The organism is Arthrobacter sp. BG3 (assembly GCF_056680185.1).
Map to the genome: position 1 here is coordinate 1997378 of NZ_CM155270.1, position 23779 is coordinate 2021156.

Annotated in this window: 22 protein-coding genes; 11 read left to right on the forward strand and 11 right to left on the reverse strand. The window is 67.5% G+C overall.

What is annotated here, in order from left to right; translation table 11 throughout:
* Positions 1-12: 12 nt before the first annotated feature.
* From pxpA to AC1MFL_RS08890, 5 genes are read left to right on the forward strand one after another with little or no spacing between them, the layout of a single operon-like run.
* The gene (pxpA, locus tag AC1MFL_RS08870) at positions 13-756 is read left to right on the forward strand and encodes a 5-oxoprolinase subunit PxpA (RefSeq protein ID WP_479814887.1); all 744 of its coding nucleotides are present in this window, start codon (positions 13-15) and stop codon (positions 754-756) included.
* A gap of 35 nt (positions 757-791) precedes the next feature.
* Complete coding sequence (locus tag AC1MFL_RS08875) at positions 792-1031, forward strand: acetyl-CoA carboxylase (protein ID WP_185262745.1); 240 nt, start codon at positions 792-794, stop codon at positions 1029-1031.
* A 2-nt stretch (positions 1032-1033) separates the two neighbouring features.
* Complete coding sequence (locus AC1MFL_RS08880; RefSeq protein ID WP_479814890.1) at positions 1034-2386, forward strand: acetyl-CoA carboxylase biotin carboxylase subunit; 1353 nt, start codon at positions 1034-1036, stop codon at positions 2384-2386.
* Entirely contained in the window at positions 2383-3288 is a 906-nt protein-coding gene (locus tag AC1MFL_RS08885; RefSeq protein WP_479814892.1) for a 5-oxoprolinase subunit B family protein, read from the forward strand. The genes AC1MFL_RS08880 and AC1MFL_RS08885 overlap by 4 nt, the downstream gene beginning before the upstream one ends.
* A complete protein-coding gene (locus AC1MFL_RS08890; RefSeq protein WP_479814894.1) occupies positions 3278-4264 on the forward strand; it encodes a 5-oxoprolinase subunit C family protein in 987 nt (328 codons plus the stop codon). Before AC1MFL_RS08885 ends, AC1MFL_RS08890 begins: the two co-directional genes overlap by 11 nt.
* Positions 4265-4382: 118 nt before the next feature.
* Here the strand turns inward: AC1MFL_RS08890 and AC1MFL_RS08895 are convergent, their stop codons facing one another.
* Genes AC1MFL_RS08895 through AC1MFL_RS08910 form a run of 4 tightly spaced genes read right to left on the reverse strand, consistent with a single transcriptional unit; the run spans position 4383 to position 7732 of the window.
* Complete coding sequence (locus tag AC1MFL_RS08895; protein WP_479814896.1) at positions 4383-4730, reverse strand: hypothetical protein; 348 nt, start codon at positions 4728-4730, stop codon at positions 4383-4385.
* A gap of 43 nt (positions 4731-4773) precedes the next feature.
* Positions 4774-5409: a LutC/YkgG family protein gene (locus AC1MFL_RS08900; RefSeq protein ID WP_479814898.1), complete on the reverse strand. Its 636-nt coding sequence runs from the start codon at positions 5407-5409 to the stop codon at positions 4774-4776.
* The gene (locus AC1MFL_RS08905; RefSeq protein ID WP_479814900.1) at positions 5406-6932 is read right to left on the reverse strand and encodes a LutB/LldF family L-lactate oxidation iron-sulfur protein; all 1527 of its coding nucleotides are present in this window, start codon (positions 6930-6932) and stop codon (positions 5406-5408) included. Before AC1MFL_RS08905 ends, AC1MFL_RS08900 begins: the two co-directional genes overlap by 4 nt.
* Positions 6929-7732, reverse strand: a complete 804-nt coding sequence (locus tag AC1MFL_RS08910) for a (Fe-S)-binding protein (protein ID WP_479814901.1) — start codon at positions 7730-7732, stop codon at positions 6929-6931. The genes AC1MFL_RS08905 and AC1MFL_RS08910 overlap by 4 nt, the downstream gene beginning before the upstream one ends.
* A gap of 187 nt (positions 7733-7919) precedes the next feature.
* Between AC1MFL_RS08910 and AC1MFL_RS08915 the strand changes: the two genes are divergently transcribed.
* The 5 genes from AC1MFL_RS08915 to AC1MFL_RS08935 all read left to right on the forward strand — a co-directional run bounded on the left by AC1MFL_RS08915 (position 7920) and on the right by AC1MFL_RS08935 (position 12587).
* Entirely contained in the window at positions 7920-9659 is a 1740-nt protein-coding gene (locus AC1MFL_RS08915; protein ID WP_479814903.1) for an L-lactate permease, read from the forward strand.
* Between the two features lie 73 nt (positions 9660-9732).
* Positions 9733-10479 (forward strand): FadR/GntR family transcriptional regulator, encoded by a 747-nt coding sequence (locus AC1MFL_RS08920; RefSeq protein ID WP_479814905.1) that lies wholly within the window; start codon positions 9733-9735, stop codon positions 10477-10479.
* A gap of 105 nt (positions 10480-10584) precedes the next feature.
* Entirely contained in the window at positions 10585-11076 is a 492-nt protein-coding gene (locus AC1MFL_RS08925; RefSeq protein WP_479814907.1) for a hypothetical protein, read from the forward strand.
* A gap of 31 nt (positions 11077-11107) precedes the next feature.
* Positions 11108-11722 carry a hypothetical protein gene (locus AC1MFL_RS08930; protein ID WP_479814909.1) on the forward strand — a complete coding sequence of 205 codons (615 nt, stop codon included), beginning with the start codon at positions 11108-11110 and terminating at the stop codon, positions 11720-11722.
* A gap of 28 nt (positions 11723-11750) precedes the next feature.
* Positions 11751-12587 carry an alpha/beta hydrolase gene (locus tag AC1MFL_RS08935; RefSeq protein WP_479814911.1) on the forward strand — a complete coding sequence of 279 codons (837 nt, stop codon included), beginning with the start codon at positions 11751-11753 and terminating at the stop codon, positions 12585-12587.
* Positions 12588-12608: 21 nt separating this feature from the next.
* Here the strand turns inward: AC1MFL_RS08935 and AC1MFL_RS08940 are convergent, their stop codons facing one another.
* From AC1MFL_RS08940 to AC1MFL_RS08950, 3 genes are all read right to left on the reverse strand, one after another.
* A complete protein-coding gene (locus tag AC1MFL_RS08940; RefSeq protein WP_479814913.1) occupies positions 12609-15020 on the reverse strand; it encodes an ATP-binding cassette domain-containing protein in 2412 nt (803 codons plus the stop codon).
* A 63-nt stretch (positions 15021-15083) separates the two neighbouring features.
* Positions 15084-15779: an HD domain-containing protein gene (locus AC1MFL_RS08945; RefSeq protein WP_479814915.1), complete on the reverse strand. Its 696-nt coding sequence runs from the start codon at positions 15777-15779 to the stop codon at positions 15084-15086.
* A 115-nt stretch (positions 15780-15894) separates the two neighbouring features.
* Complete coding sequence (locus AC1MFL_RS08950; protein ID WP_479814917.1) at positions 15895-16938, reverse strand: NAD(P)-dependent alcohol dehydrogenase; 1044 nt, start codon at positions 16936-16938, stop codon at positions 15895-15897.
* 192 nt (positions 16939-17130) lie between these two features.
* On the opposite strand from AC1MFL_RS08950, the gene AC1MFL_RS08955 reads away from it, so the two are divergent.
* Entirely contained in the window at positions 17131-18066 is a 936-nt protein-coding gene (locus AC1MFL_RS08955; protein ID WP_479814919.1) for a helix-turn-helix transcriptional regulator, read from the forward strand.
* Here AC1MFL_RS08955 and AC1MFL_RS08960 read toward each other — a convergent pair.
* The 4 genes from AC1MFL_RS08960 to AC1MFL_RS08975 form a co-directional block, all read right to left on the reverse strand.
* Positions 18032-19792: an acetyl/propionyl/methylcrotonyl-CoA carboxylase subunit alpha gene (locus AC1MFL_RS08960; RefSeq protein WP_479814921.1), complete on the reverse strand. Its 1761-nt coding sequence runs from the start codon at positions 19790-19792 to the stop codon at positions 18032-18034. The two genes, AC1MFL_RS08955 and AC1MFL_RS08960, sit on opposite strands and share 35 nt — an antisense overlap.
* On the reverse strand, positions 19792-21456 hold the full coding sequence (locus AC1MFL_RS08965) for a 5-oxoprolinase subunit B/C family protein (protein ID WP_479814923.1): 1665 nt from the start codon (positions 21454-21456) through the stop codon (positions 19792-19794). Before AC1MFL_RS08965 ends, AC1MFL_RS08960 begins: the two co-directional genes overlap by 1 nt.
* 33 nt (positions 21457-21489) lie before the next feature.
* Positions 21490-22827, reverse strand: coding sequence for an MFS transporter (locus AC1MFL_RS08970; protein WP_479814925.1), 1338 nt, complete (start codon positions 22825-22827; stop codon positions 21490-21492).
* Positions 22828-22932: 105 nt separating this feature from the next.
* The gene (locus AC1MFL_RS08975) at positions 22933-23691 is read right to left on the reverse strand and encodes a LamB/YcsF family protein (protein ID WP_479814927.1); all 759 of its coding nucleotides are present in this window, start codon (positions 23689-23691) and stop codon (positions 22933-22935) included.
* Positions 23692-23779: the final 88 nt, after the last annotated feature.

Consider the following 23779-nt stretch of genomic DNA (forward strand, 5'->3'; position numbering starts at 1 on the left):
AGCGTTGCACCCATGCAAACCACTGTGACCTCAGACACTCCAAGTCGTGTGCTCTTGAACTCCGATATGGGCGAAGGCCTCGGTCTTCACGAGTTTGGGCACGATGATGAACTTATGCGGATTATCGACGTCGCCAACGTCGCCTGCGGCTATCACGCCGGCGATCCGGACGTCATGAACCGGACCGTGGCTCTGGCCGCTGAGCATGGCGTGGCAGTGGGAGCCCACCCCGGCCTGCCTGACCTCGTGGGATTCGGACGCCGTCGAATGGTGCTGACCCCGGCTGAGGTCGAATCGATCATCCTCTTCCAGACCGGAGCCCTGACGGCATTTCTCGGCAAGCACGGGCTTGAACTGAACCACATCAAACCCCACGGCGCCCTCTACGGAATGCTGGCTGGCGATGAGGAACTGATGCATGCCGCTGCCGGAACTGCCGCGCAGTTTGGCGTCCCGTTCTACGGACTCGCGGGAACCGCCCACGAATCCGTGTGCCGGGCCATGGGGGTGGAGTTCGTGCCGGAACTCTATGTTGATCTCAATTACGGCTCGGCCGGCGAGCTGCTGATCCAGCGCCGGCCGGCTCCCACGGACCCCGACGCCGCCGCCGAGCGCGTCACCCGGGCCCTGGCCGGCCAGCCGGTGCTTGCTGTTGACGGCACCGAATTGGACATCCCGTTCCGAAGCATCTGCGTCCACTCCGACGCACCCAACTCTGTTGCTGTAGCCACCGCCGTGCGCGCGGTCTTGGGCTGAACCGATCCATCCAACCATCTGAAAGCGAGCAACCCGTGGCAACCATCGTTTCCCCGCTCCCCGGCATCTTTTACCGCAAGCCTGGCCCGGGCAAACCGCCTTTCGCCAATGAAGGCGACACCATCGAGGTCGGACAGACCCTGGGCATTATCGAAATCATGAAGCAGTTCACCGAAATCCAGTCTGATGTGGCCGGAACCCTGGAGTCATTCGAAGTCAACGAGGGCGACATGGTCAACCCGGGCGATGCAATCGTCGTCGTCCGCGAAGGATAACCATGAAGAAACTACTGATCGCCAACCGCGGCGAGATCGCCGTGCGGATTGCCAGGACCGCCCGTGAAATGGGTATCGAGACACTCCTGGTGGCCAGCGAACCCGACGCCGAATCCATGGCCGCTCTTTCCGCTGACAACGTCGTCGTCGTGGGTCCGGCTCCTGCCCCCGCCAGTTACCTGAACCAGGACGCCATCATCGCCGCGGCCTTGGACAACGGCTGCGACGCTGTCCACCCGGGCTACGGGTTCCTCTCCGAGAACGCTGTATTCGCACGGAAAGTCGCCGATGCGGGCCTGATCTGGGTTGGGCCGAACGCGGACGCCATCGAGATGATGGGGAACAAGTCCATGGCAAGGGAATCCGCCCGGAAGGCGGGAGTCCCCGTGCTGCGCGGTTCGGACGGCCCCCTGGATCCCGCGGCCGACGCCGTTGACGTGGCCCTCGGGATCGGCTATCCGCTGGTGGTCAAAGCCTCCGCTGGCGGCGGCGGCCGGGGCATCCGCTTTGTGCAAAGCGAAGCCGAGCTCTTAGCGACGATCGAGATGGCGCGCGGCGAAGCGGCATCCGTCTTCGGCGATCCGACGGTGTATCTTGAACGATTTGTCCAGCATGCCCGGCACGTGGAGGTACAGGTCCTCGGCGATGGAAAGAGCTTCATCCATCTCGGCGACCGCGACTGCTCCATGCAGCGGCGGTCCCAGAAAGTCATGGAGGAAGCCCCGGCACCGGACCTCCCGGACGGCGTCCGCCAGACGATCCGGGAATCCTCCGTTGAGCTCGCCCGCGAATGCGGCTACAGCGGCGCCGGAACGGTCGAATTTCTCTATGACCCGGACAACCAGGAGGCCGCGTTCATTGAGATGAACACACGCATTCAGGTTGAGCACCCGATCACCGAGCAAATCACGGGGATCGACCTCATCCGCGAACAGCTGCTGATCGCCTTCACCGGAGCGATGTCCTTCAGGCAGGATGACGTGAAGTTCAGCGGCCACGCTATAGAGTGCCGCATCAATGCCGAAGACCCGGACAACAACTTCTTCCCCAGCCCGGGCCTCATCACGGCGATGGAATGGCCCTCTGGCGTCGGCATCAGGGTGGACACGGGGGTCGAGGCCGGCTCCACTGTCAGTCCGTACTACGACTCCATGCTTGCCAAGCTGATTGTCCATGCTGACACCCGCGCATCCGCCATTGAGGCCATGCTGGCTGCGCTGGACGAGACCCGGATCGAAGGGGTCAAAACCACCATCCCGGTGCACAAGAAGCTGCTGGGCCGGCCTGAATTCGCAGCCGTCAGCCACCACTCGAAGTTCATTGAAACCGTCGCCGATCTGATGGAGGCAAAATGAGTAGCCCGGAACCCGCCGTGTTGGAGGCCCGCTATACCTGGGGTGGAGACGAATTCCTGTTCGTCGAGGTCTCGGAATCGATGAGCCTGGCCGCCAACTTTAAGGTCATGTCCATTGCCGCGAAGCTTTCAGCCTTGGAGCTGCCGGGCATCGTGGACGTCTGTCCTGCCAATGCCTCACTGCTCGTGAGGTTCGATCCCGACGTCCTGCCGCCGTCGACCCTGGAAGAAACCGTCCGGACGATTGAAGGGGACCTGACGCACCATCAGGATCAGGCCCTGGAAACCCGGATCGTCGAAGTACCGGTCTGGTACGACGATCCGTTTACGAAAAAGGTGGCGGAGCGATTCCGCGAAGGTTTCCATCAGGAGCCCGGCGGCACCGACATAGACTACGCAGCCAAGGTCAACAACCTCAAGGATGCCGCGGAATTCATCCAGCGCCACCACGAGCAGCCATGGCTTGTCTCGATGGTCGGATTTGTCGCAGGACTGCCGTTCCTCTTCCAACTGGTTGAACGGGAAAAGCAACTGGAAGTGCCCAAGTATTTGAGCCCCCGCACCGATACCCCCAAGCTGACCGTTGGCCACGGCGGCTGCTTCGGCTGCATCTACTCCGTCCGGGGTGCGGGCGGTTACCAGATGTTCGGAGTCGCTGCCGCGCCGATCTTCGACCCCACACAGTCCTTGGCCGACTTCAAGGACTTCATGGTGTTCTTCAAACCCGGCGACATCGTGAAGTTCAAACCGGTCAACGAGGCCGAATATAACGGCATCCAGGACGAAATCACGGCGGGCACCTTCCGCTACCGGCAGGTGCCCGTGACCTTCGATCTGTCCAAAGCGCTGGGGAATCCCGAAGGCTACAACCAGGAACTCATGGAGGCCCTCAATGGCGTTTGACATCAAGAACCCCGGACTGGCCACCACGGTCCAGGACCAAGGACGCAGAGGCCACTACAACGTGGGTATCCCGCAGAGCGGGTCCATGGACCAGTACTCTGCAGAACTCGGCAATGTACTGGTCGGCAACACGGCCCAGGAAGCCGTTCTTGAATGCACCTACCTGGGCCCGGTATTGACCACCGATACGGATGCCGTCATCGCCGTCACCGGTGCCCCGGTTGAGGTCAGGATCAACGGGGAAGCCCGGCCGCAGTGGACCCGGCTGCAGCTGCACGCCGGCGACGAGCTCAGCTTCGGGGTCATCAGGGGCGGCACGCGTTACTACATTGCTGTCCAGGGCGGCATCGATGTTCCCGAGGTGCTTGGCAGCCGGTCCACCTACAGCCTGGGCGCAATCGGCGGATTCCACGGCCGCAAGCTGGAAGCGGGCGATCAGGTTCCCGTCGGGAGTCCGCTCAACGGCGGAGCCCTGCCTGACGCTGATACGGTGCCGGAGGAATTCCGTCCCGTGTTCGAGAAGGAACAAGCTGTCAGGATTGTCCTTGGCCTGTACGACCACCGACTCACCGACGAAGGGCTGGACAACCTTCTGAACGGCGAGTGGAAGGTGACGCCGGTGGCCGACCGGATGGGATTGCGGTACTCCGGCCCCGGCGTGAGCTGGAAGGAACGCGAGCAGCCTTTCGGGGCAGGTTCCGATCCGTCCAACATTGTGGATGCCGGCTACGCCGTCGGGTCCATCCAGATTCCGGGCGGAACGCAACCCATCATCCTGCACCGCGATGCCGTCTCCGGTGGCGGGTACGCCATGGTGGGCACCGTCATCAGCGCCGACATGGATTTGGTGGCCCGCGCCGCTCCCGGCACATCCACCAGGTTCATAGCAGTCAGCCTGGAGGAGGCCCTTGTGGCGCGCAAGGAACTTGCTGAACGCAAGAAGAACGCGCGGGCTGCCCTCGGCGCGGACAGCTGAGGAGCAGCAAGGTGATGGCGGCGGCCGGTTAGCGGCAGGCGCTCCACTCCCTCGGAAGCCCTTGGCACTCAGTGTCAACAACGCGGCTCCGAGTCCTGCTCGCCAAACTCGACAGGGACTAACCGGTGACAATCCGGGTTCTTTGCTCCACCGTCTGCTCGGCGCTGGTTGCGGGGCGGTCGGGCCTCGTGGCCGTGCGCGCACGCGCAGCCCCGGGCCGGAGTGCGGCCGCCGTCATCCGGTAGGCGCGTTTGCCCTCTAGGGGTCGGGGCTCTATCCACACCTCATAGCCCTCTGCGGCTTCAATCAGCACCCGGTTCGTGGACCCGTCCCCGGCGATCCAGAGCGCCGATGAATCCGGCATGACGTCGTCCACCAGTCCTTCGCGGACGATCCTGCCACCCTTCCGGACTTCCACGATGGCCCCCCTGAGGTTCTGCCAGGCGTCATGCCGGTAGAAGCTCATGAGCGTTCCCTCCCTTCAGGGGTCGCTGCGGGGCGTGCCGGCCTCACCGGGCGATGATGACGTCGAGCTTCCGGGGGCCGTGAACACCCTCGACGCGTTCGAGTTCAATGTCGCTGGTGGCGCTCGGGCCGCTGATCATGGTGAGCGGGCGGGTGCCGTCGATCCGCCGCAGCGCCTCGGGCAGGATGCCGGCGATGTCGGTGGCGTTCACGACGCAGATGTGATGGTCCGGGACCAGGCTGATGGCGCGGCGGCCCTGGTTGGGGCTGCCGTCCAGGATGATGGTTCCGGTTTCCGCGACGGCGACGGCGCTGCCGGTCACCACGGCGTCAATGCCGTCGAGCTCTGCGACACTCAGCGGCGCGGCGGTGGAATCCAGGTGGCGCCGGCGCCCACCGGACTCATGGTCGAGTCCGGTGAGCCAGCCGGCGTCGATGCCTGTGGGCACAACGTAGCTGCGCGCGCCGCCAAGGAGTTCCGCGATCCGGGCCGGCACCCCGGCCGCGTCCACCACGGACACCTGCGCCTTGTAGTCGATGAGGCGGTCCACCAGTAGCTCGATCAGCGCCGACTCATCCAGCGGGGATGTTTGCCGGTATTGGCGCGGGATCTGCGGCGCCTCGGGGTTGTCCTTCAGGGCGGTGCGGATCCGGCCGAGGATTTCTTCGCGGGCGCTCATGGCTGGTCTTCCTTGTCTTGGGACGGCTCGGGGGCGCTGGACGTGTCCGGTTTCCGGTGTTCCTTGGCCCACCAGCTGCGGAAGGATTCCTGCGGGGGCGCCGGAATGTCCCGGCTTTGCGTCCAGCCGGCGGCGATGCCGGGCAGTTTGGTGATCTTCTTATCGGGGCCCGCAACCAGGCGTCCAAGCGGAAGCCCTTTTTCGATCAGCCCCAGCCGCTTGCCGGAGGACAGCGCCCAGGACGCGGCCTTCATCCCGGCGTCCATCTGGCTGGGCAGTTTCTTCTTCCCCCGTTTGCTGTCCACATCCACGCTGCGCAGGTGCACCAGGATGTCAGGGATGTTGATCTTTACCGGGCAGGCGTCGTAGCAGGCCCCGCAAAGGGAGGACGCGTAGGGGAGCGAGTTGTTCTCTTCAGCCTGGATGCCGGTCATCAAGGGTGAGAGGATCGCGCCGATCGGTCCGGGGTAGGTGGAGCCGTAGGCGTGGCCGCCGGTGCGCTCGTAGACGGGGCAGACGTTCATGCAGGCGCTGCAGCGGATACAGTGCAGCGCGGAGCGTCCCATTTCGTCGGCCAGCGCGGCACTGCGGCCGTTGTCGAGCAGCACCAGATGCATGTTCTGCGGTCCGTCGCCTTCGGTGACGCCGGTCCAGAGCGAGGTGTACGGGTTCATCCGTTCCCCGGTGGAGGAGCGGGGCAGCAGCTGCATGAACACTTCGAGGTCCTGCCAGGTCGGCAGCAGCTTCTCCACGCCCATCACCGTGATCAGGGTCTCCGGCAGCGTCAGGCACATGCGGCCGTTGCCCTCGGATTCGACGACGGCGAGGGTGCCGGAATCGGCGAGGGCGAAGTTGGCGCCGGAGACGGCCACTTTGGCGGAGAGGAACTTGCGCCTCAGGTGCGCGCGGGCGGCCATGGCCAGCACTGCCGGGTCGTCGGTGAGCTGGGGATCGGCCCCCGGCATTTCGCGCAGGAAGATGTCGCGGATTTCCGTGCGGTTCTTGTGGATCGCCGGGACCAGGATGTGGCTGGGCTTATCGTGGTCGAGCTGGACGATGAGTTCGGCGAGATCGGTTTCGAAGGCCGTGATGCCCTGCTCTTCGAGATACTCATTGAGCCCGATCTCCTGGGTCGCCATGGACTTGACCTTGACGACTTCGGTTTCCCCGGTGTCGCGGACCAGTCCCGCGACGATGGCGTTGGCCTCGTCGGCATCGCGGGCCCAGTGGATAACTCCGCCGCGGGCTGTGAAGTTCTCTTCGAACTGTTCGAGGAGTTCGGGAAGCCGTGCCATCACGGATTCCTTGATCGCGCTGCCGGCGTCCCGCAGCTGCTCCCAGTCCGGCAGTTCGGCAACCATTTTCAGCCGCTTGTCGCGGATGGTGTGGGTGGCGTGTCCGAGGTTTGCGCGCAGCTGGGCGTTGCCAAGCTCGCGGTTCGCCGCCGTGGGAAACGATTCGGACGCGAACAGATTGCCCGTGCCGTAGACAGGCAGGGAGGGCATGCCCAGGAAGGTGCTCATCGGGTTGCCTTTCCGGTGGAGACGCGGACTTCGCCGCTGACGGACGCCGGTTCCTCCGCGGTGCTGGCGAGGATTTCGGCGAGGTGGAGGGTGGTGACGGCGCTTCCCTGGCGGGACAGGCCTCCACCGATGTGCATCAGGCACGAGGCGTCCCCGCCGGTGCACAGTTTGGCGCCGGTTGCCGCGATGTTGGCCGTCTTGTCCTCGAGCATGGCCGAGGAGACGTCGGCGTTCTTCATGGAGAAGGTGCCGCCGAAGCCGCAGCACTGGTCTGCCTCCGGCAGATCCGCCAGGTCGATTCCCTGGACGCTGCGCAGCAGCTGGGCCTGCCGGTCCCCCAGCCGGAGCAGGCGCATGCCGTGGCAGCTCGGGTGGTACGTGACACGGTGCGGGAAGAATGACCCGAGCTGCGCCCCGGCGTCAGTGACACCGAGAACGTCGACCAGCAGTTCGGAGAGCTCGTACGTTTTGGCGCCGACGGCGGCGGCCCGGGCCTCGAGGGCCTTGTCCCCGCAGGAGCGGGCCACCATCGGATGCTGGTGTTTGACGGAGGCAACACAGGAGCCCGACGGCGCGACGGCGACATCGTAGTCCTCGGTGTCGAAGGCCGCGACATGGTTGGCGACGACGGGGACCGCTTCTTTGAGGTAGCCGCTGTTGACGTGCATCTGCCCGCAGCAGGCCTGGCCGGACGGGAACACGACCTCGTGCCCCAGCCGTTCCAGAATTTTCACGGTGGCACGGGCTGTGGCCGGATACATCGCGTCCACGATGCAGGTGGCGAACAAGGCAATTCTCATGACAGCCCTTTCGAGGAGCCTAGAAACATGTGGTCAGACCATAGTACAACACGTGATTACCGCCACTTCCAGCCCCGGATCGGGAGTGAATCCGCTCACATCCGCGGTGAGATATGCGCTACACTCTCATGGTCCGACCACAGTGGTCTGACCATAGACCAGTCGTCTCTCAACGTGGAGGAACTCCGTGGACCACTTCACCCCCAGCACCGACCCGGTGCTTAACAGCGTGGCCTGGTCGGCCATCGTGGCCCTGCTGCCGCTGCTTACCTTCTTCATCCTGCTCGCCGTCGTCAAGACCAGGGCGCACGTGGCAGGGGCCTTCGCGCTGCTGGTGGCCCTCGTGGTCGGCATTGTTGCCTTCCACATGCCGCCGGGCCTGGCGATCCTCTCCGCAACGCAGGGCGGGGTCTTCGGCGCGTTCCCCGTGCTGTGGATTGTCATCATGGCCGTCTGGCTCTACCAGGTCACGGTGCTCAGCGGACGCTTCGAAGACCTCCGCCGCGTGTTCGACGTGATCGGCGGCGGCGACGTGCGCCTGCAGGCGCTGCTGATCGCGTTCTGCTTCGGCGGCCTGCTCGAGGCACTGGCCGGATTCGGCGCACCGGTCGCCATCACCGCCACCATGCTCCTCGCCCTGGGACTGCCGCCACTGCGCGCCGCCGCCGCCGTCCTGGTGGCCAACACCGCCCCGGTAGCGTTCGGCGCCATGGCCATCCCGATCACCACCGCCGCCGGCCTTACCGGACTGCACGCCACGGACATTGCCTCCATCGTGGGCCGCCAGGCACCGCTGCTGGCAACGTTCGTGCCGCTGATCCTGCTCTTCATCCTTGACGGCCGCAGGGGCCTGAAGGACTGCTGGCCCGCCGCGCTGGTCGTCGGTTTCTCCTTCGCCATCGCACAGTTCCTCTGCTCCAACTACTTCTCCTATGAGCTCACCGACATCATTGCCTCCCTCACCGGCCTGGGCGTGGCAGTGCTGTTCTTCCGCGTCTGGACACCGAAGGGCAGCATCGCGGCACGCGAGCGTCTCGGCGTAGCTTCCGCCGCCGCCGCGCAGAACGCGGCCCCCACGCCCGCCGGAGGCTCAGGCAGGGCAGCGGCCGTGGCCGTCACGGAAAGGCCCGCCGGCGGCCTGACGCCGACGCGCACGTGGCTCGCCCTGTTCCCCTACTTCCTCGTGATCGTCGTCTTCGGCATCGCGAAGCTGTGGAAACTGGGCGTCGATATCCCGGCATTCCTCGCCTCGACCGACGTCAAGATCCCCTGGCCCATCCTGCACGACGCTCTGGTTGATGCCGCGGGCAAACCCGTGTCCTCCACCGTCTACTCCTTCCAGTGGCTCTCCACTCCCGGCACCCTGCTGCTGATCACCGGACTGATCGTCGCCTTTGTGTATTCGAAGTACGACGACGGCGGCCGCTTCCGCGTCACGGTCGGCGACGCTGTGATGGAAATCGGGCGCACCATTTTCCGCATGCGCTGGGCAGGCCTGACCATCATCACCGTCCTCGCCTTGGCCTACGTGATGAACTTTTCCGGGCAGACGGTCTCAATCGGCACCTGGCTGGCCGGCACCGGCACCTTCTTCGCGTTCCTCTCCCCCGTCCTGGGCTGGATCGGCACCGCCGTCACCGGCTCGGACACCTCGGCTAACGCGCTGTTCGCCAAGCTGCAGCAGACCGCCGGGCTGAAGGCCGGAATCGACCCGAACCTTCTGGTGGCCGGAAACACCTCCGGCGGCGTGGTCGGCAAGCTCATCAGCCCGCAGAACCTCGCGATCGCGGCGTCCGCGGTGAACCTTGAAGGCCAGGAGTCGGTGATCCTGCGTAAAGTAGTCGGGTGGAGCGTGGCTCTGCTGCTGGTGCTCTGCACCCTGTCCTACCTGCAGTCCACCCCCGTCCTAAGCTGGATGCTTCCCTAGCCTCCGGCCCTCCCGCAACGGGGAGTGCGGGCGGGCCTCCTGCCCGCACTCCCCCGCCCCGAAGGAAACGCCCGTGACCACCGCTGAAGCAGGAGCAACCCCCCGCCGCCGAACCCATGACGCGCTCCTGAAAGACATCGAAGCGGACCTGCGCTCGGGCAAGATCAAGGTCGGGGACCGGCTTCCGGGCGAACGCACACTGGCAGAGACGTACGGAATTTCCCGGGCGTCCGTGCGGGAGGCCATCCGGGTCCTTGACGCCATGGGCGTGCTGCGCAGTTCGGTCGGATCCGGCCCCACGTCCGGGGCGATCGTCATTTCCGACCCGTCCGCGGGATTGTCCTCTGCCCTGCGGCTGCACGTGGCCAGCAGCCGGCTCCCGGTCGCGGACATCGTCCAGACCCGCGTCCTGCTCGAAACCTGGACGGCCCGGGCCGGCGCGGACCGGACCGGCGGAAATGAGGACCTGGAGCAGGCAGCCCGGTTGCTGCAGGCGATGGACGACCCGGAAATGGACCGCGACACCTTCCACGAACTCGACGCGCGGTTCCACGTGGCGCTGAGCTCACTCGCCGGCAACACTGTGGTCGCCACCATAATGGAATCCCTCAGCGGCTCGATCGTCGGCTACGTCAAGGGGGCGATGGACGCGATGGAGGAGTGGCCGGAGGTTCTGTCCGTGCTGCGGACCCAGCACCACGGCATCTTCGACGCCGTTCAGGCACACGACGGGGAGCTGGCCGCCCGCCTTCTGCGCGAGCACATTGAATGGTTCTACCGGCAGGCGCAGGAAGCGACAGCCGCCCAGGCCGCGCCCTGAAACAGGCCTGAAGAACCGAGTCCCGGACGGAGCGCCTACCTGCCGAGGAACGTCCGTCCAGCACCCCTTCCAGCGGCGAGCCGGGAATCTGTCTAGACTGGCGCGATGAGGTCGAAGTGGGGGATCTTTCGCTCTGGCGTGGTGTTCATGGTTGCCGGCATCCAGGTGACGGCCTGCGGCACGGCCGACGTCGTTTGCCCCGCGGTTGGCTGGGTCAGCACCATCACCGTGAGACTCGAAGGCGACGTCACGGCGGCATCCGACGTGGAACTGTGCACCGCGGAAGGCTGCTCCGTCCCTGATCTGGCCTCGCCGCAGCCCGCATCACCGAAATCAGCGGTTCCCGACTTGCCGGGCGGTCCTTCACCGTCGAGAGCCCCGTTCGCCGCCTCCCAGACGGCGGTCAATGCCTGGCTGTTTACCGTCCGGGGCCCGCTGCCGCGCGAAGTGGCAACCCGGATGCTCGCCAGCGACGGAAGCCTGCTCGCCCAGCGGCAGTCCCGGCTGGAATGGACGAGGGCCGGCGGCTCAAAGGAATGCGGCGGGCCCCTGACAACACAGCCCATCACCCTCCAGCTCTCCGGACGGCCGCAGTGACCGCGCGCACCCACCGATGAAAGGATCACCCATGACCTTCTTCCAGGATTTCCCGGTGCCCCCCATCCCTCCGCGCGGACGGGCAGTGAAGTACGTGCCGCCGGTGTGGGCCGGCGCCCCGGAGTACGAACTCCCGGCCGTCATACACATTGGCCAGTTCCTGCACCTGAGCCCGACGATGATGGTCGCCGTCAAGAGCGCGGCGGCGTTTTCCACGGGTTGTACGTTCGATGTGATCTGGACCATCCGCCGGGGCGAACGGACCGACGAGGAGTGGGCGGATCTCAACGAAGTGTTTTTCCGGCCCGGACCCGGCCCCCGCAGGGGCGCCGGCGCGGGTTCGATGCTCCTGTTCGGCGCGGCTTTCCCAGACGGTTCAAAGTCCAGTACCGGCGCGCACCCCCACGGGTTCTTCGAGGGCACGGAGGAGCCACCATCGCCGGTGCTCCTGCTGAGAAACGGCGGCGGGAGCGGCGGCGACGACGAGTTCTCCGGCTCGGGAACACTCTGGCTCTGGCCGCTGGCGCCGCCGGGGGAACTCCGCCTGGTGGCGCAGTGGAAGGACTTTGGCTTGGAGGAGTGCTCCATTGCCCTTGATGGCGCCCAACTCCGGGACTCCGCCTCCGGCGTGCAGAAGTTCTGGTGAGGGGCGTGTCGGGCCGATGAGCGGTGTCATGGGAGCACCGGGGCTTTCCCGACGGAGCCTGCTGGGGCTCGGAGCCGGGGCCGTGGTCGCCGTGTCGGTCGCGGGATGCGCCGGCGGGACCTCCTCCGGCCACGCCCCGCCCGTCGCCATGCGCACCGGCAATTTCACTTCACGGTTCCGGCCGCAGGAACCGACCGGCTGGTCCATGGCCGTGCCGGAATCCGCTGGCGGCACCTCGTCCGGGCCCCTGCCCGTAGCGCTCTTCCTGCATGGCACGGACGCGGACCACCGCATGGTATTCGAGGACCTGGATGCGGCTCAAGTTTTGGCACAGCACATATCGCGGGGAGGGACGCCGTTCGCGATCGCAGCCGCGGACGGAGGCGAAACCTGGTGGCACCGCCGCGCGTCGGGCACAGACACGCAGTCCATGCTGGTCGACGAGTTCCTCCCCCTGCTGGCCGGCCAGGGAGTCGGCACCGGCAGGGTCGCCGTTTTCGGGCTGTCGATGGGCGGGTTCGGCGCCCTGCTCCTCGCCGCCCAGCACCGCCTCCCCGGTCTCCGCGCCGTGGCCGCGATGAGCCCGGCGGTCTGGAGCCAGTACGACCCCGGCCGGTCCGACAACTTTGACAGCGCCGCGGACTTCGCGGCCAACGACGTCTTTGCCCTGCGCCCGGAACTGGAGTCACTGCCGAAAAGAATCGACTGCGGCACAGCCGACAACCTGCTCTTCAGCGTGCAGGACTACGTGAAGGACCTTCCCGGTGAACACGAGGGAGGCTTCCAGCCGGGCGGCCACGACAGCGGCTACTGGCGCTCCATCCTCCCGGACGTCATGGCGTTCCTGGGCCGGAACCTGGCGTGATGCCGGCGCCGAGGGCCCCGGTCAGCTGCCGACGTAGGCCGCCAGGTGCTCACCGGTGAGGGTGGAGCGGCCCGCGACAAGGTCCGCGGGGGAACCCTCGAAGACGATCCGTCCGCCGTCGTGGCCGGCGCCGGGGCCGAGGTCGATGATCCAGTCGGCGTGCGCCATGACGGCCTGGTGGTGCTCGATGACGACGACAGACTTGCCGGCGTCGACGAGCCGGTCGAGCAGGCCCAGCAGGTTCCGGACGTCGGCAAGGTGCAGGCCGCTGGTGGGTTCGTCGAGGACGTAGACGTCACCCTTCTCTGCCATCTGGGTGGCCAGCTTGACGCGCTGACGCTCGCCGCCGGACAGGGTGGTGAGCGGCTGGCCGAGAGTGAGGTAGCCGAGCCCCACGTCCACGAGCCGGTCAAGGATCTTGTGCGCCGCCGGCGTGCGCGCCTCCCCGTCGCCAAAGAACCCCTCGGCTTCGGTCATCGACATTGCCAGCACCTCGGAGATGTTGCGGCCGGCCAGCTTGTATTCGAGGACTGACGCCAGGAACCTCCTGCCCTCGCAGTCCTCGCACGTGGACTCGACGGTGGCCATCACTCCGAGTTCGGTGAAGAGGACGCCCGCGCCGTTGCATGTGGGGCAGGCGCCTTCCGAGTTGGAGCTGAACAGCGCCGGCTTCACGCCGTTCGCCTTGGCAAACGCCTTTCGGATCGGCTCGAGAAGGCCCGTGTACGTCGCAGGGTTGCTGCGCCGCGACCCCTTGATGGCACCCTGGTCGATCAGCACAACACCGTCGCGGCCGGCCACGGAGCCCTGGATCAGCGAGCTCTTGCCGGACCCGGCCACGCCCGTGAGCACGCAAAGCACGCCGAGCGGGATGTCGACGTCGACGTTCCGGAGGTTGTTTGTCGACGCGCCGCGTACCTCGAGCGCGCCCGACGGCGTCCGCACCGTCTCCTTGACCGTGGCCCGGTCGTCGAAGTGGCGGCCGGTGATGGTGTCGCTGACCCGCAGGTCCGCCACGCTTCCTTCGAAGCAGACGCTGCCGCCCTCGGTGCCTGCGCCGGGGCCGAGGTCAACGACGTGGTCCGCGATGACGATGGTCTCCGGCTTGTGCTCGACGACGAGCACCGTGTTGCCCTTGTCCCGCAGCTGCAGCAGCAGCTGGTTCATCCGCTCAATGTCGTGCGGGTGCAGGCCGATCGTCGGCTCGTCGAAGACGTAGGTGACGTCCGTCAGGGACGAGCCAAGGTGCCGGATCATCTTGGTGCGCTGCGCCTCTCCGCCGGACAGGGTGCCCGCCGGCCGGTCCAGCGAGAGGTAACCCAGCCCGATTTCGGCGAACGACTCGAGCAGGTGCCGCAGGCCTTTGAGGAGCGGCGCGACCGATGGCTCATTGAGCTCGCGGACCCAGCTGGCCAGGTCGCTGATCTGCATCTGGCACAATTCGGCGATGTTCTTGCCCCGGATTTTCGAGGACCTGGCTTCCCGGCTCAGCCGTGTGCCGTTGCACTCGGGGCAGGCTTGAAACGTGATGGCGCGGTCGACGAAGGCCCGGATGTGGGGCTGCATCGCGTCGACGTCCTTGGAGAGTATGGACTTCTGGATCTTCGGGATCAGTCCCTCATAGGTGAGATTGATGCCCTCGACCTTGATCTTGGTCGGCTCCTTGTAGAGCAGATCGTTCATTTCCTTTTTGGTGTACTTCGCGATCGGCTTGTCCATGTCGAAGCCGGCGCCGCTGAAGATGCGGCCGTACCACCCGTCCATGCTGTAGCCGGGAATCGTCAGGGCACCCTCGCTGAGGGACTTGCTGTCGTCGTAGAGCGCTTTGAGGTCGAAGTCGGAGACCGAGCCCATGCCCTCACACCGCGGGCACATGCCCCCCAGGTAGACGGCGTTCTGGACAACGCTCTTCTCCACCCGTCCGCTCTTCTCGGTGCTCATCACCCCGCTCGCTTTCCGCGTCGGGACGTTGAAGGAGAACGCGGTGGGGGGTCCCACGTGCGGGGAACCCAGCCGGCTGAAGAGGATCCGGAGCATGGCGTTGGCGTCGGTGGCCGTCCCCACGGTGGAGCGGGGGTTCGCGCCCATCCGCTCCTGGTCGACGATGATCGCCGTCGTCAGCCCCTCCAGGAAGTCGACGTCGGGCCTTGCCAGGCTGGGCATGAAGCCCTGCACGAAGGCGCTGTAGGTTTCGTTGATCATCCGCTGCGATTCCGCCGCGATGGTGGCAAACACCAGGGAGCTCTTCCCCGAGCCGGAGACGCCGGTGAAAACGGTCAGCCGGCGCTTCGGGATCTCAAGGGTGACGCCCTTGAGGTTGTTCTCACGCGCGCCGACCACCCGGATCAGGTCGTGGGTGTCGGCGACGTGCGGGTGCCCGTTTACGGAGCAGTCTGTGCTGGCGGTGGCTGCGATCGCCGGGGTGATGCCCATGACGGTCATGCTAGCAGCGGATCAGGCGGCGCAGGCGGCCTTGCGGGGGTCCATTCTGGGGACCTATTTCAAAGGACCCCCGCCGAGCAGCGCCTGGCGCTGCGGCCACAGGGTCACCGACTCCAGGGCGGACAGTGCCCGGGCCATCGCCTGTGCCTCTGCGGTGAACAGATGCCCGTGGACGCGCTGGCTGCAGAGGCGGAGGGCCTGGCCGCGGTCCAGGCCGAACCAGTCCATCACGGTGTCGAGGCCGTGCGGGCTGAGCCGCCAGGTCTTGTCCGCGTCCTTGACGATGGCGTCCTCGATGGAGAGGGCCTCGCGGCGGGAGTCGTGGCCATCGATGATGTCCAGGATGGCCGGCACCTTCCCGGCGTCGTACCGGGCCGCGGCGAGGATTCCGGCGGCGAGCCGGGCGCCTTCCTTCTCGTGCAGCAGCACCAGGTCCGGCCGGCCGCCGCCGGGCGCGATCGCTGCCAGGACTTCGGCCGGGGGCACCTGCGACCAGCCGATGTCGTGCAGCATGATCGCGGGGAGGACGACGGCGGCGTCCGCCTCCGGGTGCGCATCGAGCAGGGCGCGGGCCAGCCCGAAGGCGTAGAGCGTGTGGGCGTCGTTGTCGCGGACTGACAGGTACGGTGCCGCAAGGTTCCAGATGGCGGCCAGTTTCGGGTCCAGGACGAGGACGCCGTCGGGCTCAGCCTCGATGCCCGCGGAGATGTCCAGGCCGGAAAGATTGGCGTCGGGCTGCAGTTTGGTCATCCTGCCAGCGTGCCCGCCGAGAAAGCTCCGGGCAAGGCCGGGCTTCCGCCCAGCGGAACCTGCCCGGCCAAAGAAAAGGGCCCGGCCAGCGGCCGAGCCCTTTCCATGCCTGGAACTACACCAGGGTGGAGGTGTCAATCACAAAGCGGTACCGCACGTCGGAGGCCAGCACGCGCTCGTAGGCCTCGTTAATCTTCTCTGCCGGGATGACCTCGATCTCGGCGCCGAGGTGGTGCTCGGCGCAGAAGTCGAGCATTTCCTGCGTCTGGCGGATGCCGCCGATCATGGAACCGGCGAAGGACCGGCGTCCGGCGATCAGCGCGAACGCGTTCACGGGCAGCGGTTCGGCCGGGGCGCCGACGTTCACCAGGGCGCCGTCGAGGGTCAGCAGCTGCAGGTAGGAGCTGATGTCGATCGAAGCGCTGACCGTGTTGATGATCAGGTCGAAGCTGCCGGCGAGCTCGGTGAAGGTGTTCTCGTCGCTCGTGGCGAAGTAGTGGTCCGCGCCGAGGCGCAGGCCGTCTTCCTGCTTCTTCAGCGACTGCGAGAGCACGGTGACCTCGGCACCCATGGCGTGGGCGATCTTGACGGCCATGTGGCCCAGCCCGCCGAGCCCGACGATCGCGACTTTCTTGCCGGGACCGGCGTTCCAGTGGCGCAGCGGCGAGTACGTGGTGATGCCGGCGCAGAGCAGGGGTGCGGCGACGTCGAGCTCGATGCCCTCGGGGATGGTGACGACGAAGTCTTCGGTCACGACGACGTGGGTGGAGTAGCCGCCCTGGGTGATGGTGCCGTCACGGTCGACGGCGCCGTAGGTGCCCGTGTTGCCCTTGAGGCAGTACTGTTCCTCGCCCGCGAGGCAGTTGACGCACTCGCGGCAGGAGTTGACCATGCAGCCGACGCCGACCCGGTCGCCCGCCTTGTGCTTGGTGACGGCGGAGCCGACCTCGGTGACGATACCGGCGATTTCGTGGCCCGGTGCCAGCGGGTAGGACTGCGGTCCCCAGTCGCCGCGGACGGTGTGGATGTCCGAGTGGCAGATGCCGGCGAACTTGATGTCGATCAGGACGTCGTGGGGGCCAACGTCCCGGCGCTCGATGGTGGTCGGAACGAGGGGTTCCGTCGCCGAGGTGGCGGCGTAAGCGTTAACGGTAAGCATGAGTCTCCTGCTTGTGGATGGTTCAGGGGAGGTTGCCCCGGCGTCCGGCACCGGTCAGGTGCGGCCTTTCGGCCCGGTCGTCATCGGGGGCACTACCATCAAACACTAAACAGCGGCCGGCGAGGGAGTCCCTGCTGATAGGGGTACTGGCAGTGACTCCCTTACGGCGCCGCACCCTCTAACGTTGATGGCATGGACAACCAGAGCGAGACCCGGGACTTCCTGGCCACTCGGCGGGCGAAAATCACCCCCGAACAGGCGGGACTGCCGGTCTACGGCGGCAACCGCCGCGTCCCCGGGTTGCGGCGCGGGGAAGTGGCGATGCTGGCCGGAGTCAGTGTCGAGTATTACACTCGGCTGGAACGCGGAAACCTGTCCGGAGTGTCAGAGGGCGTCCTGGAAGCACTGGCGAGGGCGCTGCAGCTGGATGAGGCGGAGCAGGCCCACCTGTTCGACCTGGCCCGGGCCGCCAGCACCAACCGCAGGCCACAGCGGCGCCGCGCCACCGCCCAGCCGGTCCGCGCGAGCATCCAGCTCATGCTCGACGCCATCACCAACGCCCCCGCGTTCGTGCGCAACGGGCGCCTGGACATCCTGGCCGCCAACCAGCTCGGCTACGCCCTTTACTCCGAGATGTACGCCGGTCCGGTCCGGCCGGCCAACCATGCCCGGTTCATCTTCCTGGACAACCGTTCCTACGGTTTCTATCCGGACTGGGACCGCGCCGCGAATGACACGGTGGCGATTCTGCGCACCGAGGCCGGCCGCGACCCCTACGACCGCGGTCTGACCGACCTGGTGGGGGAGCTTTCCACCCGCAGCGAGGAATTCCGCACCCGCTGGGCGGCCCATAATGTGCGCCAGCACTACACCGGCATCAAGCATCTGCGGCACCCGGTGGTCGGGGACCTCCACCTCCTGTACGAGGCCCTGGAGCTTCCGGCCGACGACGGGCTGTCACTGCTCGTCTACGCCGCCGAACCCGGTTCAACCACCGCGGACGCCTTGCGGCTGCTCGCCAGCTGGGCCGCGACTCAACAGTCGGAGACGCAGCAGGACCAGACGCAGCAGGACCAGGTACAGCACTCCGCCGCTAGCCAATCAGGGCAAGCACCGCTCCAGCAGTAACGACGCCGCCGGCCTCCGCGCGGAGGCCCGTGACTGTCCCGCCGCGGTGGGCGGCGACCTGGGTTTCCATCTTCATCGCCTCCAGCACCACGACGGGATCCCCCGCCGAGACTTCGGCGCCCGGTGCGACGAGCCACTTCACCACGGTGCCGGCCATGTCGGCGCGCAGCTCCCCGGGATCAGCGCCGGCAGCTCCATCGTCGGAGGCTCCGTCCACGGAAACCCCGGCAGGAAGCGGGCCGCCCGAGCGGGCCCAGCCGTCCAGCAGGTCCGCGGGCAGGCCGACGGCCATCCGGCGGCCGTCCACCTCGACCGTGATGGTGCGGCGTTCGCCGTCGGGCGCGGTGGTGCTGAAGCCCGGATCGGCGGGGATGGAGATGTTGTCGGCGAAGTCGGTTTCGATCCAGCGGGTGTGGATGCCGAGACCGGCCTCGGAGGTGAAGTCCGGGGATTCGAGCACCGCGCGGTGGAACGGCAGCACGGTGGCCACCCCGGTAATGCTGATTTCGGCGAGGGCCCGGCGGGCGCGGCGCAGCGCCTGCTGCCGGTCGGCGCCGGTAACGATCAGTTTCGCCAGCAGCGAGTCGAACTGGGGCGGGACGAACGAGCCGGCGCGGACGCCGGTGTCGAGCCGGATGCCGGGGCCGGTGGGGCCGTGGAACTCCTCGACGGTGCCGGGCGAGGGCAGGAACCCGCGCCCGACGTCCTCGGCGTTGAGCCGGAATTCGAAGGAGTGCCCGCGCGGCGCCGGGTCCTCCGTAATGCGCAGCGGTTCCCCGGCGGCGATGCGGAACTGCTCCTGGACGAGGTCGATCCCGGTGGTTTCCTCGGTGATGGGGTGCTCCACCTGCAGGCGGGTGTTCACTTCGAGGAACGCCACGGTGCCGTCGGCGGCGACCAGGAATTCCACGGTGCCGGCGCCGGAGTAGCCGGCTTCGCGGCAGACGGCCTTGGCGGCGTCGTAGATCTGGCGGGTCTGCTCGTCGCTGAGGAACGGCGCGGGGGCTTCCTCGACGAGCTTCTGGTGCCGGCGCTGGAGCGAGCAGTCGCGGGTTCCGACGACGACGACGTTGCCGTGGCTGTCCGCGAGGACCTGCGCTTCGACGTGCCGCGGACGGTCGAGGTAGCGCTCCACGAAGCATTCGCCGCGGCCGAAGGCGGCGACGGCCTCGCGGACGGCGGAGTCGAAGGCTTCCTCGACCTCGTCCAGGGCGCGGACCACCTTCATGCCGCGGCCGCCGCCGCCGAAGGCCGCCTTGATGGCCATCGGCAGGCCGTGCTGTTCGGCGAAGGCGCGGGCCTCCGCGGCGGTTTCCACCGGGCCGTCGCTGCCGGCGACGAGCGGTGCGCCGGCGCGGACGGCGGTCTCGCGGGCGGTGATCTTGTTGCCGAGCAGCCGGATGGCGTCCGGGGTGGGCCCGATCCAGGTGAGCCCGGCGTCGAGGACGGCCTGGGCGAATTCGGCGTTCTCGGACAGGAAGCCGTAGCCGGGGTGGAGGGCGTCGGCGCCGGATGCGGCCGCGGCGGCGAGCAGCTTGGGGATGTTGAGGTAGGTGTCCGCGGGCGAGTTGCCGCCCAGGGCGTAGGCCTCGTCCGCGGCCGAGACGTGCAGGGCGTCGGCGTCGATGTCCGCGTAGACGGCAACGGAGGCCAGCCGGGCGTCGTCGCAGGCCCGGGCGATCCGGACGGCGATTTCACCGCGGTTGGCGATCAGGACCTTGCGCATCAGTAACTCGCTTCTTCTTCGGGGGTGAGGGTTCGGGGGGTGGCGGGTTCGGGGGTGGCCGGTCCGACGGCGGGGTCGGCCCAGCGGAAGCGGATCCTGCCGCCGATCGGGACCTGGGCGGCGAGGTCGAGCTGGGAGTCGACCACCACGGCGATCACCGGGTAGCCGCCCGTGATGGGGTGGTCGGCCAGGAACAGCACGGGGAGTCCTTCGGGCGGGACCTGCAGGGCCCCGGCGACCGTGCCCTCGCTGGCGAGTTCGCCCTGGCGGCTGCGCTGCAGCGGGTTTCCCCGCAGGCGCATGCCCACCCGGTTGGACTGCGGCGTCACTTCCCAGTCCTGGCCCGTGAAGGACGCCAGCGCGGCGGCGTCGAACCACTCGGCGCGCGGGCCGGGGACGACGTCGAGCACGGTGACGCCGGCACCGGGAAAGTCCGGCTGCAGTTCCGGGTGCCCGACGACGCCGGAGTCGGCCTCCCCGCCGGCGGCGAAAAGCTGCCCGGCGGCCAGCGGCGCGGGGCCGATCCCGGACATGGTGTCGGTGGAGCGGCTGCCGAGCACGGGGGCGGTGTCGACACCGCCGCGGATGGCGAGGTAGCTGCGGAATCCGCGTTCCGGGGCACCAATGGTCAGGGTTTCGCCGTCGAGCAGGGCGAATGGGGTGGCCATCGGGACGGTCCGCAGGAACGGTCCGGAGTCCTCCCCGGAAGGCGTCCCGATGGTCAGTTCCGCGGGCGCCCCGGCGACGGCGAGGACCTGGTCGCCGATGGCCTGCACGGAGAGGCCGCCGGCGACGGTCTCCACCGCGGCGGCCGATGGCGCGTTCCCGACGAGGCGGTTGGCCCGGCGCAGCGAGGCGCGGTCCAGCGCGCCGGCCTTGGAAACGCCCAGGCCGGAGTGGCCGTGGCGTCCGAGGTCCTGGACCAGGCTTTGCAGCCCCGGCGAGACGATCCGCAGGCCGGACGTCAGCTCCGGCGCAGGGACCCGGGCAGGGTGTTCCGGCGCCAGCGCCACGACGTCCCGGACCGCGCGGAACTGCACGCGGTGGCCGGGCGCTGCCAGCGCGGGCTGCTCCCGGTCCAGGTCCCACATCCTGGCGCCGGTGCGGCCGATCAGCTGCCACCCGCCGGGCGAGCGGCGCGGGTAGACGGCCGAGTAGTTGCCGGCCAGCGCCACGGAGCCAGCGGGGACGGCGGTGCGCGGCGAGCTGCGCCGCGGCACTTCGAGCACCTGGTTTTCCCCCACCATGTAACCGAAGCCGGGGGCGAAGCCGGCGAAGGCCACGGTCCAGATCTGCCCGGTGTGGGCGGCGATCACGCCGTCGGCCCCGAGGCCGGTCAGCTTGCCCACCTCGGCGAGGTCCTCGCCGTCGTACACGGTATCGATGAGCACCAGCTCGCCGTCCCGCTGCACGGGCGCGGTGAGGTCAAGCTGGAGCAGCCGGGCGGCGATCCGCCTTGCAGCAATCGGCGAATCGGCCGTGACCAGGACCGTCTCGGCCGCGGCCAGGACGTCCAGCTGGCCCGGCAGCGGCTTCTCGAGGAGCAGCCCCTGCAGTGCCAGCACGTCATGGGTTCCGGAGAGCTCGGCGAGGACCGCGCGGGTTCCCACTGCCCGCACGGAGCGGACCTTTTGTACTGCCAGGGTTTCCATAGCTGCCTTCATCGTTGCCGGTGCGTCGGGTCGGGTCCGCGCCGCTTAGGCGTGGGTTTCCTGCAGGAGGCGTTCTTCTTCCTGGGTCTGCGGGTTCCTGCCGATGGCCAGGCCAATCACAGTCACGACGGCGGCGACGGCCAGGTAGCCGGCGATCAGGTACCAGTTGCCGGTCGCGGCGAAGAGGGCCGTGAAGACGAGCGGTGCCACGGCGCCGCCGATCACACCTGCCAGCGTGTAGGCCAGCGAGCTGCCGGCGTAGCGCAGCCGGGCCGGGAACTGCTCAGTGATGAAAGCGGCCTGCGGGCCGTACATGAAGGCGTGGAAGGCCAGTCCGATCACGACGCCGATGGTCAGCATGAGCACGGACTTGCCCTGGATCATGACGAAGAACACCGGGATGTACAGGGCGGTTGCGACGGTGGCAATGCCATAGACGAGGCGGCGGTTGAAGCGGTCCGTGAGGGCACCAGCCACGGGGATCAGCACCAGCTGGAAGGCGGAGCCGATCAGGATGGCGCCGAGGACGTTGCCGGTGGTCATGCCCAGCTGCTTGGTGGCGTAGAGGGCCACGAAGACCGTGAAGAGGGAGTAGAGCACGTCGGGGCAGATGCGGGACAGGGCCGCTGCCACCAGGGCGCGGGGTTCCTTGGTGAAGACCTCCTTGATGGGGGCCTTGGGTGCCTCGCCGTGGGCCTGGATGGCCTTGAAGACGGGGGTTTCTTCGAGCTTGAGCCGGATCAGGAGACCGAAGACCACCAGCAGGGCGGAGGCGAGGAAGGCCACGCGCCAGCCCCAGGAGAGGAACGCCTCAGTGCTGAGGGTCGCCGCGAGGAGGGCCAGGACGCCGTTCGCCATCAGGTTGCCGGCCGGCGGCCCGATCTGGGCGGCCGAGGACCAGAAGCCGCGCTTGTTGGCATCGCCGAATTCGCTGGAAAGCAGGACCGCCCCGCCCCATTCGCCGCCGACGCCGATGCCCTGGGCCAGGCGCAGCAGCACCAGGATGATGGGGGCCGCGATGCCGATGGCCGAGTAGTCGGGCAGCACACCGATGAGCACGGTAGCGACGCCGATCAGCATCAGGGTGACCACCAGGACGTGCTTGCGGCCGATCTTGTCGCCGAGCCGGCCGAAGATCACGCCGCCGATGGGGCGGGCCAGGTAGCCAACTGCGAAAGTGGAGAAGGACAGGAGCAGGCCGACGAGTTCATCGCCCACGGGGAAGAAGATCTTGGGAAAGATCAGCGCCGAGGCCACGGAGTAGATCGCGAAGTCGTAGTATTCCAGCGAGGTGCCGGTGAGGCTGGCGACATAGGCCTTGAGGGCGCCGGGCGGCAGCTTCCTCTTACTGGCGGCCGGGGTGGCCTGCTGTGGTGCGGTCATGATTTTCCTCCAGGGTGCGGGTGCTGCCTGTGCGGGGCGGGTGTGGTGTGGCAGCGCCGGTTGGATAACGCGGCGCCTGTGAAGCTGTGCTTTTTGGCGACCGGGCTAGACGAACGCGGCCGTGCTGATGCCGGCGGCGGTGAGGGCCGCGCGGACTGCGGCGGCCATGGTGACGGCCCCCGGGGAGTCGCCGTGCACGCAAATGCTCTCTGCGCGGATTTTCAGGATGGAGCCGTCGATCGTGCGGACGGCGGAATCGGAGGCCATCCGGAGGACATGCTCCGTGACCTCCGCGTGGTCGTGGAGGACGGCTCCGGGCAGCGTGCGGGAGACGAGGGTGCCATCCGGGTTGTAGGCCCGGTCCGCGAAGGCTTCGGTGACAGCGCGGAGGCCGGCGGACTCGGCCAGCCGGAGGACCTCCGAGCCCGGCAGGCCCAGGATGGGCAGGTTCGGGTCAACGGACTTTACGGCGTCGACGACGGCTTGCGCCTGTGCGGTGTGCGTGACGATCGCGTTGTAGAGGCCGCCGTGCGGCTTGACGTAGGTGACCCTTCCGCCTTCCGCGGCGGCCAGGGCCTGCAGTGCACCGATCTGGTAGACGATGTCGTCCGCCAGTTCGATCGGGTCGATGTCCAGGAAGCGGCGGCCGAAACCGGCCAGGTCCCGGTAGCCGACGTGGGCGCCGATCACGACGCCGGCAGCAACCGCCTCGCGGCAGGTCTTCCGGATCACGCTGGGGTCCCCGGCGTGGAATCCGCAGGCCACGTTCGCGCTGGAAACCGAGCGGAACATCGCCGTGTCGTCACCCAGGCTCCAGCGTCCGTAGGACTCGCCGACGTCGCTGTTCAGGTCGATGGTTGCCATTTGTGATCCTCGTCTCATTGGTTCCCCCTATCTAGGATGCACCAAATCTACGGATTGTTCAACAATTCTTCGATTCCACGATGTGACG

Bases quoted from the DNA above. Each gene is read 5' to 3' on its own strand.
- AC1MFL_RS08880 (WP_479814890.1), top strand. From the start codon at position 1,034: ATGAAGAAACTACTGATCGCCAACCGCGGCGAGATCGCCGTGCGGATT.
- AC1MFL_RS08895 (WP_479814896.1), bottom strand. From the start codon at position 4,730: ATGAGCTTCTACCGGCATGACGCCTGGCAGAACCTCAGGGGGGCCATC.
- AC1MFL_RS08905 (WP_479814900.1), bottom strand. From the start codon at position 6,932: ATGAGCACCTTCCTGGGCATGCCCTCCCTGCCTGTCTACGGCACGGGC.
- AC1MFL_RS08885 (WP_479814892.1), top strand. From the start codon at position 2,383: ATGAGTAGCCCGGAACCCGCCGTGTTGGAGGCCCGCTATACCTGGGGT.
- AC1MFL_RS08975 (WP_479814927.1), bottom strand. From the start codon at position 23,691: ATGGCAACCATCGACCTGAACAGCGACGTCGGCGAGTCCTACGGACGC.
- AC1MFL_RS08955 (WP_479814919.1), top strand. From the start codon at position 17,131: ATGGACAACCAGAGCGAGACCCGGGACTTCCTGGCCACTCGGCGGGCG.
- AC1MFL_RS08945 (WP_479814915.1), bottom strand. From the start codon at position 15,779: ATGACCAAACTGCAGCCCGACGCCAATCTTTCCGGCCTGGACATCTCC.
- AC1MFL_RS08900 (WP_479814898.1), bottom strand. From the start codon at position 5,409: ATGAGCGCCCGCGAAGAAATCCTCGGCCGGATCCGCACCGCCCTGAAG.
- pxpA (WP_479814887.1), top strand. From the start codon at position 13: ATGCAAACCACTGTGACCTCAGACACTCCAAGTCGTGTGCTCTTGAAC.
- AC1MFL_RS08925 (WP_479814907.1), top strand. From the start codon at position 10,585: ATGAGGTCGAAGTGGGGGATCTTTCGCTCTGGCGTGGTGTTCATGGTT.
- AC1MFL_RS08910 (WP_479814901.1), bottom strand. From the start codon at position 7,732: ATGAGAATTGCCTTGTTCGCCACCTGCATCGTGGACGCGATGTATCCG.
- AC1MFL_RS08950 (WP_479814917.1), bottom strand. From the start codon at position 16,938: ATGCTTACCGTTAACGCTTACGCCGCCACCTCGGCGACGGAACCCCTC.
- AC1MFL_RS08930 (WP_479814909.1), top strand. From the start codon at position 11,108: ATGACCTTCTTCCAGGATTTCCCGGTGCCCCCCATCCCTCCGCGCGGA.
- AC1MFL_RS08935 (WP_479814911.1), top strand. From the start codon at position 11,751: ATGGGAGCACCGGGGCTTTCCCGACGGAGCCTGCTGGGGCTCGGAGCC.
- AC1MFL_RS08890 (WP_479814894.1), top strand. From the start codon at position 3,278: ATGGCGTTTGACATCAAGAACCCCGGACTGGCCACCACGGTCCAGGAC.
- AC1MFL_RS08940 (WP_479814913.1), bottom strand. From the start codon at position 15,020: ATGGGCATCACCCCGGCGATCGCAGCCACCGCCAGCACAGACTGCTCC.
- AC1MFL_RS08965 (WP_479814923.1), bottom strand. From the start codon at position 21,456: ATGAAGGCAGCTATGGAAACCCTGGCAGTACAAAAGGTCCGCTCCGTG.
- AC1MFL_RS08970 (WP_479814925.1), bottom strand. From the start codon at position 22,827: ATGACCGCACCACAGCAGGCCACCCCGGCCGCCAGTAAGAGGAAGCTG.
- AC1MFL_RS08960 (WP_479814921.1), bottom strand. From the start codon at position 19,792: ATGCGCAAGGTCCTGATCGCCAACCGCGGTGAAATCGCCGTCCGGATC.